The organism is Streptomyces sp. NPDC002004, assembly GCF_053593975.1.
This window is the reverse complement of sequence record NZ_JBSFDP010000034.1, coordinates 30,827-45,596: the sequence shown is the minus strand read 5'-3', so window position 1 is coordinate 45,596 and position 14,770 is coordinate 30,827. Positions and strand designations below refer to the sequence as shown.

At 72.1% G+C, this 14,770-nt stretch carries 12 protein-coding genes and 1 tRNA gene; 9 read left to right on the top strand and 4 right to left on the bottom strand.

All coding sequences use genetic code 11. From position 1 onward, the window contains the following. The first annotated feature begins 229 nt into the window (after positions 1-229). From ACWCP6_RS31220 to ACWCP6_RS31210, 3 genes are all read left to right on the top strand, one after another. Entirely contained in the window at positions 230-1,261 is a 1,032-nt protein-coding gene (locus ACWCP6_RS31220; protein WP_450935952.1) for a hypothetical protein, read from the top strand. Between the two features lie 63 nt (positions 1,262-1,324). Further along, complete coding sequence (locus ACWCP6_RS31215) at positions 1,325-2,860, top strand: amino acid permease (protein WP_450935951.1); 1,536 nt, start codon at positions 1,325-1,327, stop codon at positions 2,858-2,860. A 425-nt stretch (positions 2,861-3,285) separates the two neighbouring features. Next, complete coding sequence (locus tag ACWCP6_RS31210; protein WP_450935977.1) at positions 3,286-4,383, top strand: mechanosensitive ion channel family protein; 1,098 nt, start codon at positions 3,286-3,288, stop codon at positions 4,381-4,383. A gap of 308 nt (positions 4,384-4,691) precedes the next feature. On the opposite strand, the gene ACWCP6_RS31205 is transcribed toward ACWCP6_RS31210, so the two are convergent. Next, positions 4,692-4,765 (bottom strand) — tRNA-Pro (locus tag ACWCP6_RS31205). A gap of 181 nt (positions 4,766-4,946) precedes the next feature. Between ACWCP6_RS31205 and ACWCP6_RS31200 the strand changes: the two genes are divergently transcribed. Further along, on the top strand, positions 4,947-5,486 hold the full coding sequence (locus ACWCP6_RS31200) for a DUF309 domain-containing protein (protein ID WP_450935950.1): 540 nt from the start codon (positions 4,947-4,949) through the stop codon (positions 5,484-5,486). A 50-nt stretch (positions 5,487-5,536) separates the two neighbouring features. Continuing rightward, positions 5,537-6,319, top strand: coding sequence for a precorrin-6A synthase (deacetylating) (cobF, locus tag ACWCP6_RS31195; RefSeq protein ID WP_450935949.1), 783 nt, complete (start codon positions 5,537-5,539; stop codon positions 6,317-6,319). Between the two features lie 250 nt (positions 6,320-6,569). Here cobF and ACWCP6_RS31190 read toward each other — a convergent pair whose 3' ends face one another. Then, positions 6,570-7,757, bottom strand: coding sequence for a thiolase family protein (locus ACWCP6_RS31190; RefSeq protein WP_450935948.1), 1,188 nt, complete (start codon positions 7,755-7,757; stop codon positions 6,570-6,572). A 174-nt stretch (positions 7,758-7,931) separates the two neighbouring features. Here ACWCP6_RS31190 and ACWCP6_RS31185 point away from each other — a divergent pair, with 174 nt between their 5' ends. Continuing rightward, positions 7,932-8,741, top strand: a complete 810-nt coding sequence (locus ACWCP6_RS31185; RefSeq protein WP_450935947.1) for an alpha/beta hydrolase — start codon at positions 7,932-7,934, stop codon at positions 8,739-8,741. A gap of 175 nt (positions 8,742-8,916) precedes the next feature. Further along, positions 8,917-9,153, top strand: a complete 237-nt coding sequence (locus tag ACWCP6_RS31180; RefSeq protein ID WP_450935946.1) for a WhiB family transcriptional regulator — start codon at positions 8,917-8,919, stop codon at positions 9,151-9,153. 160 nt (positions 9,154-9,313) lie between these two features. On the opposite strand, the gene ACWCP6_RS31175 is transcribed toward ACWCP6_RS31180, so the two are convergent. After that, positions 9,314-11,329: an ABC transporter ATP-binding protein gene (locus ACWCP6_RS31175; RefSeq protein WP_450935945.1), complete on the bottom strand. Its 2,016-nt coding sequence runs from the start codon at positions 11,327-11,329 to the stop codon at positions 9,314-9,316. Between the two features lie 230 nt (positions 11,330-11,559). Here ACWCP6_RS31175 and ACWCP6_RS31170 point away from each other — a divergent pair, with 230 nt between their 5' ends. After that, positions 11,560-12,393, top strand: coding sequence for a PP2C family protein-serine/threonine phosphatase (locus tag ACWCP6_RS31170; RefSeq protein ID WP_450935944.1), 834 nt, complete (start codon positions 11,560-11,562; stop codon positions 12,391-12,393). Between the two features lie 36 nt (positions 12,394-12,429). Next, positions 12,430-13,383: an MASE1 domain-containing protein gene (locus ACWCP6_RS31165; RefSeq protein WP_450935976.1), complete on the top strand. Its 954-nt coding sequence runs from the start codon at positions 12,430-12,432 to the stop codon at positions 13,381-13,383. A gap of 142 nt (positions 13,384-13,525) precedes the next feature. Here ACWCP6_RS31165 and ACWCP6_RS31160 read toward each other — a convergent pair whose 3' ends face one another. Continuing rightward, the gene (locus ACWCP6_RS31160; RefSeq protein ID WP_450935943.1) at positions 13,526-14,752 is read right to left on the bottom strand and encodes a cytochrome P450; all 1,227 of its coding nucleotides are present in this window, start codon (positions 14,750-14,752) and stop codon (positions 13,526-13,528) included. Positions 14,753-14,770: the final 18 nt, after the last annotated feature.

Below are 14,770 nucleotides of genomic sequence, written 5' to 3'. Positions count from 1 at the left end.
ACGTCAAGCACCCTTCGTACGACCTTCAACTTCCTTGATGGGTAAGGGTGTTGAAGAGATCGACAAAGCATTCACCGAACATGAGAACGAGCCCTACACTGGCCGCCGACCACGCTCGCACCACCCGCCACGGCGCCACCCCCGATCACCGTCTTCCCCCCACGACCCTTCGGAGGGCCGTTTTGTCAGCTCACTCCGTCCGTCCGGCCCTCCCGGGAGCCGGAGACTGATGGCTCGCGACGGCTTCCGCCCCGCCTACCACCCGGCCGGGCACGACGCCGGGCTGCGCGCGGCGCTCCAGGACCTGCGTGCCGGGCGCTGGGTGTCGATGCGGAACCTCCTGGAGGAGACCCTGCGCACCGGGGGTTCCGGCGCACCCGGCGCGTCCGGTGCCGCCCTGTGGACCCAGCGCACCCAGATCCTGGCGGCCGCCGCCGCAGGCACCGACCTGGTGCAGACGTGGTGGGCCGAGGAGCCGGGCAGCGTCACCGCCGGGGTGATGCACGCCCGCGTCACGGTCGAACGGGCTTTACGCGCCCACCGCGAGGGGCACCCCCGCACCCACGAGCTGTGGCAGTCGGCCTGGGACGCCTGCCGGCGGGCGGCGCACAGCGCCCCGGAGGATCCGGTGCCCTGGGTGTGCCTGCTGGCCCTGGCCCCGCTGGACCTGGGGCAGAGGTGGGAGGAACACCGGGTCGCGCCGCCCGAGCCGATGCTGCCGCACGGGCCGTGGGGCCTGCTCGCCGAGGCCGACAAGCGGGATCCGAGCAACCGCGAGGCGTACCACCGGATGCTCCAGTTCATGTACGTGCGCCGGGCGGGCGGGCGCCTCTCGGAGGCCGTCAACTTCGCGCACTGGGCGGTGGCATCGGCGGAGCCGGGCTCCCCGCTGCACGTCCTGCCGCTGTACGTCCGGGTGGAGCGCTACCGCCGCGAGGAGCGTCGCGAGACGGCCCTGGACCTGCACTGGGTGGCCGAGGACGCCACCCGTGAGGCGGTGCAGGCGCTGCACCACTGGTTCACCTACGCCGATCCGGCGGAGAGTTCGCTGCTCGACCTCAACCATCTCGCCCACGGTCTGTGGGGCGCCCTCCAGTTCGCCGATGCGGCCCGGGTGTTCGAGGCGATCGGCCCGTACTGCACGCCGCCGCCCTGGGTGTACCGCACGCGCGACCCCGCCGATCCCGGGCTCGCCACGGAGCTCTTCGTGCAGGCCCGCGCCCGCAGCATGACCGCGGCGCGCGGCCCGGGCCGCGGCTAGCCGCGCACCACTCCCCCTCCATCGACGCACGGCACCATCCCCCTTCCCCCCGGAGGTATACGCGTGTCACGCACCACCACGAGCAGCAGCTGGTCGAGTTCCCGTTCGGCTCCCCCGCAGGACGAGGAGCAGCGGCTGCGCGAGCTGGGCTACCGGCCGGTCCTGGCCCGGCGCATGGGCGGCTTCGGCAATTTCGCCATCAGTTTCTCGGTCATCTCGATCCTGTCCGGCTGTATGACGCTGTACGGCTTCGGTCTGAACACGGGCGGCCCCGCGGTGATGCTGTGGGGCTGGGCGGGCGTGGGCCTGTTCGTGCTGCTGGTCGGCCTGGCACTGGCCGAGGTCACCAGCGCGTATCCGACGTCCGGCGCCCTGTACTACATGGCGGACAGGCTCGGCGGCCGCCGCTGGGGCTGGTACACGGGCTGGCTGAACCTGCTCGGGCTGCTGGGCGCGATCGCCGGTATCGACTACGGCGCGGCCCTGTTCACGGGCGCGTTCCTGAACCTCCGGTGGGGCTTCCACCCGACCCCCGGCTCCACCATGCTGATCTTCCTGGTGATCCTGCTGGTCCACGCCGTCCTGAACCTGTTCGGCGTACGCCTCGTCAGCGTCCTGAACTCCGTCAGCGTGTGGTGGCACCTCGCGGGTGTGGCACTGATCGTGGGCGTGCTGGCGATCGTCCCCGACCACCACCGCTCGCCGTCCTTCGTGTTCACCGAGTTCGTGAACAACACGGGCTGGTCCAACTCGCTGTACGTCGCCGCGATCGGCCTGCTGCTCGCGCAGTACACCTTCTCCGGGTACGACGCCTCCGCCCATCTGTCCGAGGAGACCGCCAACGCCTCGGTGTCGGCGGCCAAGGGCATCGTGCGCTCCATCTGGGTCTCCTGGATCGCGGGCTTCGCGCTGCTGGCGGGGCTGACGTTCGCCATCCAGGACTACCCGGGCACGCTGAACAGCGCGACGGGCGTGCCGCCCGCCCAGATCCTGCTCGACGCGCTCGGCACCGACGGGGCCAGTGCGCTGCTGCTGGTCGTCATCGTGGCGCAGCTCTTCTGCGGCAACGCCGAGGTCGCCGCGGCCAGCCGCATGGTGTTCGCGTTCAGCCGCGACGGTGCGCTGCCCGGTTCGTCGCTGTGGCGGAAGGTCAGCGCCCGCACGCAGACACCGGTACCCGCGGTGTGGCTGGCCGTGGTGGTGGCCGGCGTGCTCGCCCTGCCGTCCCTGTACTCGCCGACGGCGTACGGCGCGGTCACGGCCATCAACGTCATCGGCATCACACCCGCGTACGCCATCCCGATCCTGCTGCGGCTGCGGGCCGGTGACCGCTTCCGGCCCGGGCCCTGGCAACTGGGCCGCTGGAGCAGGCCGGTCGGTGTGATCGCGGTGGTCTGGGTCGCCCTGGTCACGGTCCTGTTCTGTCTGCCGCAGAGCTCACCCGTCACGGTCGACTCGATGAACTACGCGGCCATCGCCCTGGCCGTCGTCCTGGTCCTCGCCAGCGTGTGGTGGTACGTCGCCCGCCGGTCGTACGGGACTCCGCAGGCCTACGGGTCGGACCGGGAGCAGGCGGAGATCGCGGAGGGGATCGTCTGAGGCGAGGGGTGTCCGCGGAGGGTCGCGGGCGCCTCGCGGGAACGGGCGGGGCGGGCGCACGCCCGGACGGCGTGACCACCGCTCGGCATGCCGTGGCCGCTGCGCTGCGCGACGCGGGCCCTGGGGAAACACGCTGCGCGACGCGGGCCCTGGGGAAACAGGCCCGCGCTGTGCTGCGGGGCCCGTGCGGTGGGACCCCGGCCGAGTGCCGCGGCGGCCGCACGGGCAGCGGCGCGCGGGCTCTCGTGGGACGCGGGAGCCCGCCCGCCCAACGCCCCCTGCCGTACGGCAGGATGACTCGACGCGCCGCACCACTGGACCGTGGCCCGGCGCGTCCGCACATCCCACAGAACAGGCAAGCAGGTAGCACCAAGGTGACGACACATCACATCCCGCTCCCGGGGGCCGCACCCGCCGCCCTCGTCCTGAACCGGCCCCTCACCGTGCACGACATGGCCGCCGCCGGGATCGCCGTGGCCGCCGGTCTCGCCGCCGGCCTGCTGCTGCGCGCGCTGCTGCGCTGGCTGGGCGAGCGGGCCCGCGAAACCCGCTGGGCCGGGGACGACATCATCGTGGACTGCCTGCGCACACTGGCGCCGTGGGCCGCGGTGGCCGCGGGCGCCGCGGTGGCGGCGACAGAACTGCCGCTGACGTCGCGCACCGGTCACACCGTCGACCAGACGCTGATCGCCCTGCTCATCGTGGCCGGGACGGTCACGGCCGCACGCGTGGTCACGGGGCTGGTGCAGTCCGTCGCCCAGTCCCGCTCCGGAGTGGCGGGTTCGGCCACGATCTTCGTCAACATCACCAGGATCCTGGTGCTGGCGATGGGGTTCCTCGTCGTCCTGGAGACCCTGGGCATCTCCATCGCGCCGCTGCTCACGGCACTGGGTGTGGGCGGCCTGGCCGTGGCCCTCGCACTCCAGGACACCCTGGCCAACCTCTTCGCGGGCGTCCACATCCTCGCCTCGAAGACCGTACAGCCGGGCGACTACATCCGGCTCAGCAGCGGCGAGGAGGGCTACGTCGTCGACATCAACTGGCGCAACACGGTGGTCCGCCAGCTCTCCAACAACCTGGTCATCATCCCCAACGCCCAGCTCGCCGGCACCAACATGACCAACTACAACCGCCCGGAGCAGAAGCTGTCGCTCCTGGTGCAGGCCGGTGTCGGCTACGACAGCGACCTCGAACACGTCGAGCGGGTCACCATCGAGGTCGTCGAGGACGTGATGCGGGACGTCGACGGCGCGGTCCCCGACCACGAGGCCGCGGTGCGCTTCCACACGTTCGGGGACTCACGGATCGGCTTCACCATCATCCTCGGCGTCGGCGAGTTCAGCGACCAGTACCGCATCAAGCACGAGTTCATCAAGCGTCTGCACCAGCGGTTCCGGGCCGAGGGCATCACCATCCCCGCGCCCACCCGGACCGTGTCCCTGCGCAATCCGGGCGAGATGCCCATACCGCACCAGCGGGGAGCGGCCGACCCGGTGTCCGGGCGGAACGGCACGGCCGGCTGAGGCGGGACCGGCCACTCGGTGACGGTCCGCCCAGGTGGTGGTCCGTCCCGGTGCCGGCCGCGCTCCCCCGCGCCGTCGCGCCGTCGTCCCTCGCACCGTCGTGCGGGCCACGGGCCGCCGGTCACCCCGTCCGCGTGTCCGGGCGCCGATGACGCAGGCGGATGCCGATGACGCGGGCGGACGCCGATCGGACCGCCGACCGCCGGTGGTCGGCGGCGCCGAATCGGTCGGCGTATCACGACGGCCGAACGCACGGAGGCCGTACCGGAATTGCTCCGATACGGCCTCTGTGCTGCGACTTCAACAAGTCGGGACGACAGGATTTGAACCTGCGACCCCTTGACCCCCAGTCAAGTGCGCTACCAAGCTGCGCCACGTCCCGATGTGGTCCCTCGCGGTGTCCCGCGTGATCGCACAGACAGAACATTACCTCACGCAGAGGTGTGCCCGAACCGGGGCACCACGGCAGGGGCCGTGGAAGCGCGTCCGGGTGCCCGACGGGCCGGATCGGGCCGCCGCCGGCCCGGTCGGCCGGGAGCGATACCCGGCGGGACAATGGGCCCATGGGTACGGAACGAGGAACCGGCCGGGCACCACAGGCACCGTCGCGGGACCGGGACGCCGAGGGGCGGGCCCGGAATGCACGGCCGCGGGACGGGCTGGGGCGGCCGTTGCCGTACGGCGAACAGGGCGTGGCCCGGCAGCCCGAGGGGATCGTACGGACGCCGGACGAGACCGTCGCTGAGGCGCAGACGCTGCTGGACGCCGGCAGGCCCTTTCACGCGCACGAGGTCTTCGAGGACGCGTGGAAGAACGGCCCCGAGGACGAGCGGGAGCTGTGGCGCGGCCTGGCCCAGCTCGCCGTGGGCCTCACGCACGCGGCACGCGGCAACGTCACCGGCGGTGCGCGGCTGCTGCGGCGCGGCGCCGGTGCCGTGGAGCAGTGGTCGGCGGAGCGGGCGGACAGTCGCCCGTACGGCATCGACGTGTCCGGAGTGATGGTCTGGGCCAGGTCGCTGGCCGACCGCGTCGACGGGGCGACGGACGATGTGCGGGGCGTGGACGCGGCGGCGCAGGCGCCTCGTCTTCGCGGCGACGGCTGAGCGCGCGGCCCACCGGGACCTCTCCGCGCAGGGTGCGGCACACTCGACTCGTGCGAGAGATCCATGTCATCGGCATCGGCGCGGGCGACCCCGACCAGCTGACCCTTCAGGCGGTCAAGGCACTGCGGGCCACGGACGTCTTCTTCCTTCTCGACAAGGGCGAGCAGAAGGCGGACCTCGTGCGGCTGCGGCGGGACATGCTCGACGCGCACCTGCCCGACGGTGCCGCGTACCGGGTGGTGCAGGCGCGTGACCCGGAGCGCGACCGGGAGGCGGGCGGCGCGGCCTATCCCTGCGCGGTCGACGACTGGCGCGCCCGCCGGGCGGACGTATACGCCCGGCTGATCGCCGATGAGCTGGGCGAGGAGGAGACGGGTGCCTTCCTCGTGTGGGGCGACCCGGTGCTGTACGACAGCACCCTCGGCATCCTTGAGGACGTGCTCGCCCGCGGCACGGTGACGTTCACGTACGACGTGGTGCCCGGCATCAGCAGCGTGTCGGCGCTCGCCGCCCGGCACCGCGTCGGACTGAACCGGGTCGGCCGCCCCGTGCAGATCACCACGGGCCGACGGCTCGAGGGCGACGGGGGCTTTCCCGACGGCGTCGACGACGTGGTGGTGATGCTGGACTCCCGTCAGGCCTTCCGGCGGTACGCCGAGGAGGGCGAGCCGGAGGACGTGGACATCTACTGGGGTGCCTATGTCGGAACCCCGGACGAGATCCTCGTCTCCGGTCCGGTCCGGGAGGCCGCACCCCGTATCGAGCGGCTGCGCGCCGAGGCGCGCGAGCGCAAGGGGTGGATCATGGACACGTACCTGTTGAGGAGGCGCTGACGGGGTTCGCCCTCCAGGGTGGAGATGCCACCGCGCCCCTCCCGCCGGAGGGGCGTCCGTCCCACCGCTGGGGCACGCCGGACGGAGGTACCCGTCCTCGTGCCACCGACGCCATGGGCGGGACGGGGGGGGGAACAGGACGGGCCCCGCGCTTGTGGACCGCGCGGAGCCCGGGGCCATTCCCGGGTGACGAGGGCCGCGCCGGGCCCGCGGTCAGCCCCTCGTGACGAGGACCGCCCTGGGCCCGCGGTCAGCCCCGCGCGACGAGGACCGCGCTGCCCTGGCCGACGCCCACGCACATCGTGGCGAGGCCGCGCCCGGCGCCGGTACGGCGCATCCGGTGCAGCAGCGTGGTGAGGATCCGCGCGCCGGAGCACCCGAGCGGATGACCGAGCGCAATGGCGCCCCCGGTCGGATTGACCCGTTCCGGGTCGATGCCGAGCCGGTCCACGCACGCGAGCGCCTGCGCGGCGAACGCCTCGTTGAACTCGGCCTCCTCGACGTCGTCGACGGACCACCCGACGCGGCCGAGCGCCTTCTGCGTGGCCGGGACGGGCCCGATGCCCATGACATCGGGATGGACCCCGGCGGAGGTTCCGGCGACGTACCGGCCGAGGGACTCCAGGCCGAGCTCCTCCAGGGCCTCCTCGCTCACGAGCAGCAGCCCGGCCGCACCGTCGTTCATCGGCGATGCGTTCCCCGCGGTCACGCTGCCGCCCTTGCGGAACACCGGCTTCAGCCCGGACAGCTTCTCGTACGACGTGTCCTCGCGGATGCATTCGTCGGCGTCCACGACGACTCCGTCGGGCCGTGTGACGGGGAGCAGCTCGGCATCGAAGAGGCCGTTCTTGCGCGCCTCGGCGGCGCGCCGGTGACTGCGCAGGGCGAAGGCGTCCTGCCGTTCACGCGAGACGTCGTACCGCTCGGCGACCTCCTCGGCGGTCTCACCCATCGACAGCAGCCCGTTCAGCTCCTTCATGGCCGGGTTGACCAGCCGCCAGCCGAGCCGTGTGTCGACGGTCTCGATGCGGTGCGGCAGCGCCTCGTCGGGCCGGGGCAGCACGAAGGGGGCGCGGCTCATCGACTCGGAGCCGCCGGCGAGCACGACGTCGGCCTCGCCGGACGCGATGGTGCGGGCCGCGGCGGTGACCGCCTCCAGGCCGGAGGCGCACAGCCGGTTCACGGTGGCTCCGGGCACCGACTCGGGCAGCCCGGCGAGGAGGGCGGCCATCCGGGCGACGTTGCGGTTGTCCTCGCCCGCCTGGTTGGCGGCGCCCCAGTAGACGTCGTCGATCCGGGCCGGGTCGAGGGCGGGTACGTCGGCGACAAGACCGCGGATCACGGTCGCGGCGAGGTCGTCGGGGCGTACGGAGGACAGAGCGCCGCGCAGCTTCCCGATCGGGGTGCGGCGGGCGGCGGCGAAGTGGACGGGACGCACGGTACGGCTCCTGCGACTCTGCTGAACCATTAATTAGCGGTGCTAGTTTTTGACTATAGTGCGCGCCCGACCCCGTGTGAAGGTCCCTCGGTGTGGCAGGCTGCGATGCCTCGGACGGCGCGGTTCGGCCGCGTTCCGCCACGAGGCAGGCCATGACGACGCGGGAGGCGACCGATGGCGACCGCACGCGAACACACGCTGACCGGAACCAGGGGCACGATCACGGCGCGCGAGTGGGGGGACGGACGGCCCGGGCACGTGGTGATCCTCGTCCACGGCTACGGCGAGCACATCGGCCGGTACGAGCACGTCGCGGACGCGCTGGTGCGCGGCGGCGCAGCGGTCTTCGGCCCGGACCACGCCGGGCACGGGAAGTCGCAGGGCGAGCGCGTACTCGTCGAGGACTTCGAGGACGTGGTGACCGACGTGCGGACGGTGGAGCAACTGGCCCGCGCCGCGCATCCGGAGCTGCCGGTGGTGGTCGTGGGGCATTCGATGGGAGGACTGATCGCCGCACGTCACGCCCAGCGCTACGGCGAGGGACTCGCCGGCCTCGTGCTGTCGGGCCCCGTACTCGGCGACTGGAAGCTGCCGGGGGCCCTGCTCGCCTTCGACGAACTGCCGGACATCCCGATCGATCCGGCGACGCTGTCGCGCGACCCCGCGGTGGGCAAGGCGTACGCGGCGGACCCGCTCGTGTGGCACGGCCCGTTCAGGCGCCGCACCCTGCAGTCCTTCGTCGACATGCTGAGCACCGTCGACGCGGGCGGGGACCTCGGGCCGCTTCCGACGCTGTGGATCCACGGCGGCGACGACCGCATCGTCCCGCTCGACGGAACCCGCGCCGGCATCGAACGGCTGCGCGGCAGCGACCTCACCGAGCACATCCGGCCGGGCGCGCGGCACGAGGTCCTCAACGAGACCGACAGGGACGAAGTGCTCGCGGTGCTAACGGAGTTCGTGCGTCAGGTGGTGTCACGCTGACAGGACGGCGGCTATGACCGCTTTCACCGTCGGACAAGTGTTTTCTCCATGACCGCCTGCAAGGCCGCCTTTCTGCCGTACGGTGGGGAGTTGACCCACCGCGTCCCGCGCGCGGCGGGCGGACGCGCCGCCGACGTGCCGCGGCGATGTCGGACGTGGTCGCAGGGAGGCGATCATGGAGTGGTTGCTCAGGGCCGCTTGCGCGGCCGAGGATCCCGAGCTGTTCTTCCCGGTGGGCACATCAGGGCCCGCACGCCGGGAAACCGAGGCGGCGAAACGTATCTGCGCACGGTGTCCGGTGACCGCGCAATGCCTCTCCTGGGCGTTGCGCACCGGTCAGACCGCCGGGGTCTGGGGCGGCACGGGCGAGGCGGAGCGCGCCGAACTGCGGCGCGGGGTGCCGGGGATCTAGGTGCGGCTCGGACCCCGGCGTACGCATGCCGCCCCGCCGTCTCCCCTACGGCGTCGCGCTCCCCCGCGAGCCGCCGCTCCCCGCCCCTGACGGGGCCGGGAGCGACGTCAAGCTCACGGCTTGCCGGGCCACGACGCACAGGCGCTCGCCCGAGGTCTGTTCACGACTCCGCCGACGTCGCGGCCGAGGTGGCGTCCTGCGTCGCGGACCGGCCGGCCGCACCGTCGGCCGGGTCGTCGGTCCGCTGGGCCGGTACCCCCCGGTCGTTCTGCAACTGCCACAGCTCCCGGAACAGGCCCGGGGCGGTGCTGAGTTCGGTGAAGGTCCCCTGCTGGATGACACGGCCCCGGTCGAGGACGACGATGCGGTCGGCGACGGCGACATTGGCGAGCCGGTGGGTGACCAGGACGACGGCGCGGTCGCGGGCCACGGCGCGCAGACCGGTGAAGATGCGGTGCTCGGCGCGCGGGTCGAGCGCACTGGTGGGCTCGTCCATGACTAGCAGTCCGGCGGGACGGTGGAAGGCCCGGGCGATGGCGATGCGCTGCCACTGGCCGCCGGAGAGCTCCACCCCGCCGAACCACTCGCGGGCGAGCAGGGTGTCGAGGCCGCTGCGCAGCCGGGCCACCACATCGGCCGCGCCCGAGTGCTCGGCGGCGTCCAGGACGGCCTCGTCGCCTCCGTTGGACTGTCCGAGCGTGATGTTCTCGCGGGCGGTCAGCGGCCAGTGGGCGAAGTCCTGCGGCACGACGGCGGTCTGGGTCCACAGCGCGTCCGCGTCGAGGTCGCGGACGTCCACCCCGTCCCACGTCACACGCCCCTCGTCCGGCAGATAGAGACCGGTGAGGAGCTTGCTGAGCGTGGTCTTGCCCGAGCCGTTCTCTCCGACGAGCGCGAGGACTTCGCCCCGGCGCACTTCGAGGGCGACCTTCTCCAGGGCGGGGGTGTCGGAGGCGGGATAGGTGAAGGTGAGCCCTTCCGCCCGGACCACGGCCGGGGCCTGCGGCACGACCGTGCCGCGGCTGATCCGGTGTCCGCCCGCCTCCTGGGTGAACTCCACCCAGTCGTCGAAGTAGAGGCCGGTACGGAAGAGACGGGTGCCGTAGCCGACGATGCCCTGGAGCGAGGTGGCGACCGTGCGGAGCGCGAAGACGGCCGTGCCCGCCGATGCGACCGTCATCCGGCCGGACGCCAGGAGCAGCCCGAGCGCCACCCACAGCAGCCCCGAGGCCAGTCCTCCGGTGAGCGCACCGACCAGGGCGTAGCGAGCGCCCTGGTTGACGGCCTCGTCGGTCGCCGCGTCCACGCGTCGCCCGATGGCGCGGTAGCGGGCGAGCAGGAACCCGGCCATGGTCCCGGATCTCAGCTGGTCCGCGGTGTCCTTGTCGGCGATGTACCACCGCAGGTGCGAGAGCGTGCGGCGTTCGGCCGCCATGGACCGGCTGGCCGCGTACTGCACCCGGGCGCCCTTCATGCTGGCGATGCCCTGCGGCAGCACGGCGAGGACGAGCAGCGGCAGCAGCAGCGGGTGCAGCACCGTGACGACGCCCGCCGCCACGACGACGGAGGCGACGCACGCCATGACCTGCTGCGACTCGGTGATGAGGTCCTGCGCGACTTCGGCGCCCCGGTCGGCGTTCTCCCACTTGTCGTTGAAGCCGGGGTGGTCGTACGCCACCAGCTCGGTGTGGACGGCGGCGTCGAGCATGCCCAGCTCGGCCTCGCGCGAGATCCGCGGGGAGAGCCGGCCGGAGATGTTGCTGATCGCGATGGCGAGCAGGGCGCGCAGTCCGGCGGCCGACGCCAACAGGGCGATGGCGGGCAGCGCTTGGACGAGTCTGTCCTGAATGTGACCGGACGCGATGAGGGCCGTGATGGTCCTCGTGGTGGCGACCAGGCCGAACGCCTCGAGACCTGCGGACACCGCCTGACAGGCGAGGAGCGCCACTACGGCCCGGCGATCGATCCGCCGGGCGAGCCCCAGACCGCGGCCCACCAGCTGCGGGAGCCGCCGCGCCATCTGCCAGGTCGTCACGGGGCGCCGGTCCAGGGCGGCCGTGCGGGACGACCGGTACCGGTAGACCTCGCCGGTGGATGTGCCGAAGCCGTCGTCGGTGGATGCGTCGGCGCCCTCGTCGGTGCCGCCGGGCGGGGATGCACTTGTGTTCTCGGTCAAGCTCCGTTCGTCTCCTTCACGCCGGGATGACGAGATGGTGTGGTTGTCCGGGTACGCACCACAAGTGGTTTTCGACACGATGGGTGACTTCCAGCCAACAGAGCGTGATGCAGCAGGTTCCGTATCCGGTCGGAGGCCTCGGCGGACGGCCGCCGCACGGTCGACGAGGCGGCCCGACGGTCAGCGGCTAAGGTGAGGTGAAGGCACCGGGGCACCCCCTTGGAGCGGTTATGCGTGAACGCCGCCGCACCCCCGACAGCGCCCAGGAACTCCTCCTCACGCTCGGTCGGCTGGTCGATCAGGCGCTGGAGCGGATCAGGGTGCAGCGCGCCCGGATGGAGCTGGCCACGGCCCTCCAGCGCCATCTGCTGCCGCCCGAACTCCCCGTGCTCCCCGGGCTGCGCATCGCGGCCCGCTACACGCCGTCACAGGACGGGCTGGATATCGGCGGCGACTGGTACGACGCATTTCCGATGCCCGACGGGTCGATGGGGATCGCCATCGGGGACGTCCAGGGCCACGACATGGAGGCCGTCGCCTTCATGGGGCAGGTGCGCACCAGTCTGCGCGCCCTGGCCGGCGTCACGACCGACCCGGGCGAGGTCCTGAGCCACGTCAACGACCTGCTCCTGTCGATGGGGTGCGGGCTGTTCGCGACCTGCTGCTTCCTCCGCCTCCACCCGCTCACCGGCGACATCGCCCTCTCCCGCGCCGGGCACATCCCGATGGTGTGGGCCGACGCCGAGGGCCGGTGGGACATCACCCTCGCCGACGGGGGGCCGCCGCTCGGTGTCCTGCCCGGCGAGCGCTACCCGGTGACCCGGCACGTCTGGAAGCGCAGGACCTCCCTGGTCCTGCTCACGGACGGGGTCGTGGAGGGGCCCACTTACCCGATGGAGGGGGGCCTGGCCGAGGTGGCCCGGCTGGTTCGGGCCGGGTTCGACGCCGACCCCGATCTGCTCGCCTCCTCGGTGATCAAAGTCGCCGATCTCACCGGCCACAACGACGACGCGGCGGTGCTGGTCGTCTGCTACGACGGGGTACCGAGCCAAACCGGTACATAAGCTTGTTCAGTGACCGTTCTGTTGCGCGACGAGAGAATGCGGCGTCACGGATCGACGGCCCTGCTGATCCTCGCCATGGCCGCGCTCTACTACGGCGCCGCCCGGCTGGGCCTGCTTCAGCAGCTGGTGCGCGGCCAGGTGACACCCCTGTGGCCGCCGACCGGGGTGGCCGTGGCGGGACTGCTGGTGTTGGGGCTGCGGATCTGGCCGGGAATCGCGCTCGGCGCCTTTCTGGTGAACGCCGCCATCGGGCCCACGGTCCTCGCCGTCCTCACCATCACCGCGGGCAACACGCTGGCCCCGGTCTGTGCGTATCTGCTGCTGCGCCGGTTCGGGTTCCACCCGGAGGTGGACCGTCTGCGGGACGCGCTGGCACTGGTGTTCCTGGGGGCACTGTGCGCGATGCTGATCAGCGCGACCGTGGGCACCGGCGCCCTGGAGCTGTCCGACGCGCTGCCGGCGAGCGGATTCTGGCCGACCTGGTCGGTGTGGTGGACGGGTGATGCGATGGGTGTCCTCGTGGTGACCCCCGTCCTGCTCGCCGCCCGTACCGCCCGGTGGCCACGGCAGGTACGGCCGGGCCGCATCGTCGAGGCGACGGCGCTGGTGGCGGCGACCTTCGCCGTCGCCTATCTGGCCACGAGCACGCACTGGTCGTCGCTGCTCTTCCTCGTTCCACCGTTCCTGATCTGGGCCGCGTTCCGGTTCCAGCTGGCCGGTGCCGCGCCCTGTGCGCTGGGCGTGTCCACGCTGGCGATCCTCGCCGCGGCCCGGGGTCTGGGCCCGTTCGCCGGGCACGATCTGTTCACCAACATGGTCACGCTGCAGGCCTTCAACGGCGTCGCGGCCCTGACCGCGCTGCTCCTCTCGGCGGTGATCACCGAGCGGAACCGGACCTACGAGGAGATCCGACGGGTCTGCGACCAGCTCTCCGAGGCCACCGGAGAGGCGGGCAGCCGTACCTCCGGGGGCACGGACCGCCGGGCCTGACCGGTGACCGGACCACCGGCCCGGAGCAGCGGGGCCGTCGGCCCCGGACAGACACGGAACCGGGGCCGTCGTGTCCCTCGCACACCCGAGCCGTGCCCAGGGGGTCTCCCCGCGGGCCCGGCGCCATGGGCGAGGCGCTCCTCTAGGGGCGCAGCCCGTCGAAGCTGATGTTCAGATGGCGCGGGCCGCGCAGCACCGCGTTGTGCCGGTAGGGCGGGGGGTCTTCCACGAGGCGCGGGTTCTCGAGCCTTCGGGCGAGTTCGGAGAGCGCGATCTGGGCCTCGATCCGGGCCAGGGGTGCGCCGAAGCAGATGTGGATGCCACCGAGGAAGCTCAGGTGCTGGATGTCCTCGCGCCCCGGGTCGAAGGTGTCGGGATTCTCGAAGCGCCCGGGGTCCCTGTTGCCCGCGGCGAGCATGAGCCAGATCTGCGAGCCCTTGGGGATGGTGACCCCGCGGACCTCGATGTCCGCAATGCAGGTGCGCTGCGGCACGAACTGCACCGGCGGCTCGTAGCGGAGAACTTCCTCGACCATGTCGACGACCAGACCCGGGTCGTCGCGCAGCCGTTTCAGGAACTCCGGGTGACGCAGCAGGGTGAGTGTGCCGTTGGTGATGAGGTTGACCGTCGTCTCGTGGCCGGCGATCAGCAGCAGCACCGCGGTGCTGAGGATCTCCATCGTCGTCATGGTGCCGTCCGGGCCCCGGTCCGTCGCCCACTGGGACAGCATGTCGTCGCGGGGCTCCTTGCGGCGCTGCTCGACAAGTCCGGCCAGGTACATGCCCAGCTGCGTCTTTGCCTCCTGCGCCACCCGGGCGGTGTCGTCGGCGTCCCCCTCGGCGGGAGACAGGGTGGCGACCATGGGGTCGACCCAGCTGCGGAAGCGCGGCTCGTCCTCGCGCGGCACCCCGAGCAGTCGGCAGATCACCGTCACCGGGAAGGGGTAGGCGAACTGGTCGACCACGTCGATCTGCCGTGCGTCACCGAAGTCGTCGATGAGGCCCTTGACGATCTCGTGGAGGTCGCCGCGCAGGGAGTCGATGAGGTGCGGGCAGTGCGGCGGGCCGAAGGCCCGGTTGGCCATCCGGCGCAGCCGGTCGTGGTCGGGGGGGTCGAGCCGGAGGAAGCTGGGCGGCAGCCCCGAGTTGTCCGCCCCCACTTCGACTCCGGCGGCGGTGAGGTTGGAGGCGTCGGAGCTGATCCGCGGGTCGTGGACCAGGTTTTCGATGTCCCAGTACGAGCTGATGACGTACGGGCCGCCCTCCTCCTCGTGCAGCACAGGGGTCTTGAGGAGCTCCTTGTACAGGGGATACGGGTTGGCGCGGTTGGCGTGGTCGGTGATCTGCCGCATCAGGGAGGCTTGTGTCATGAGAGGTCCTAGGGGCGT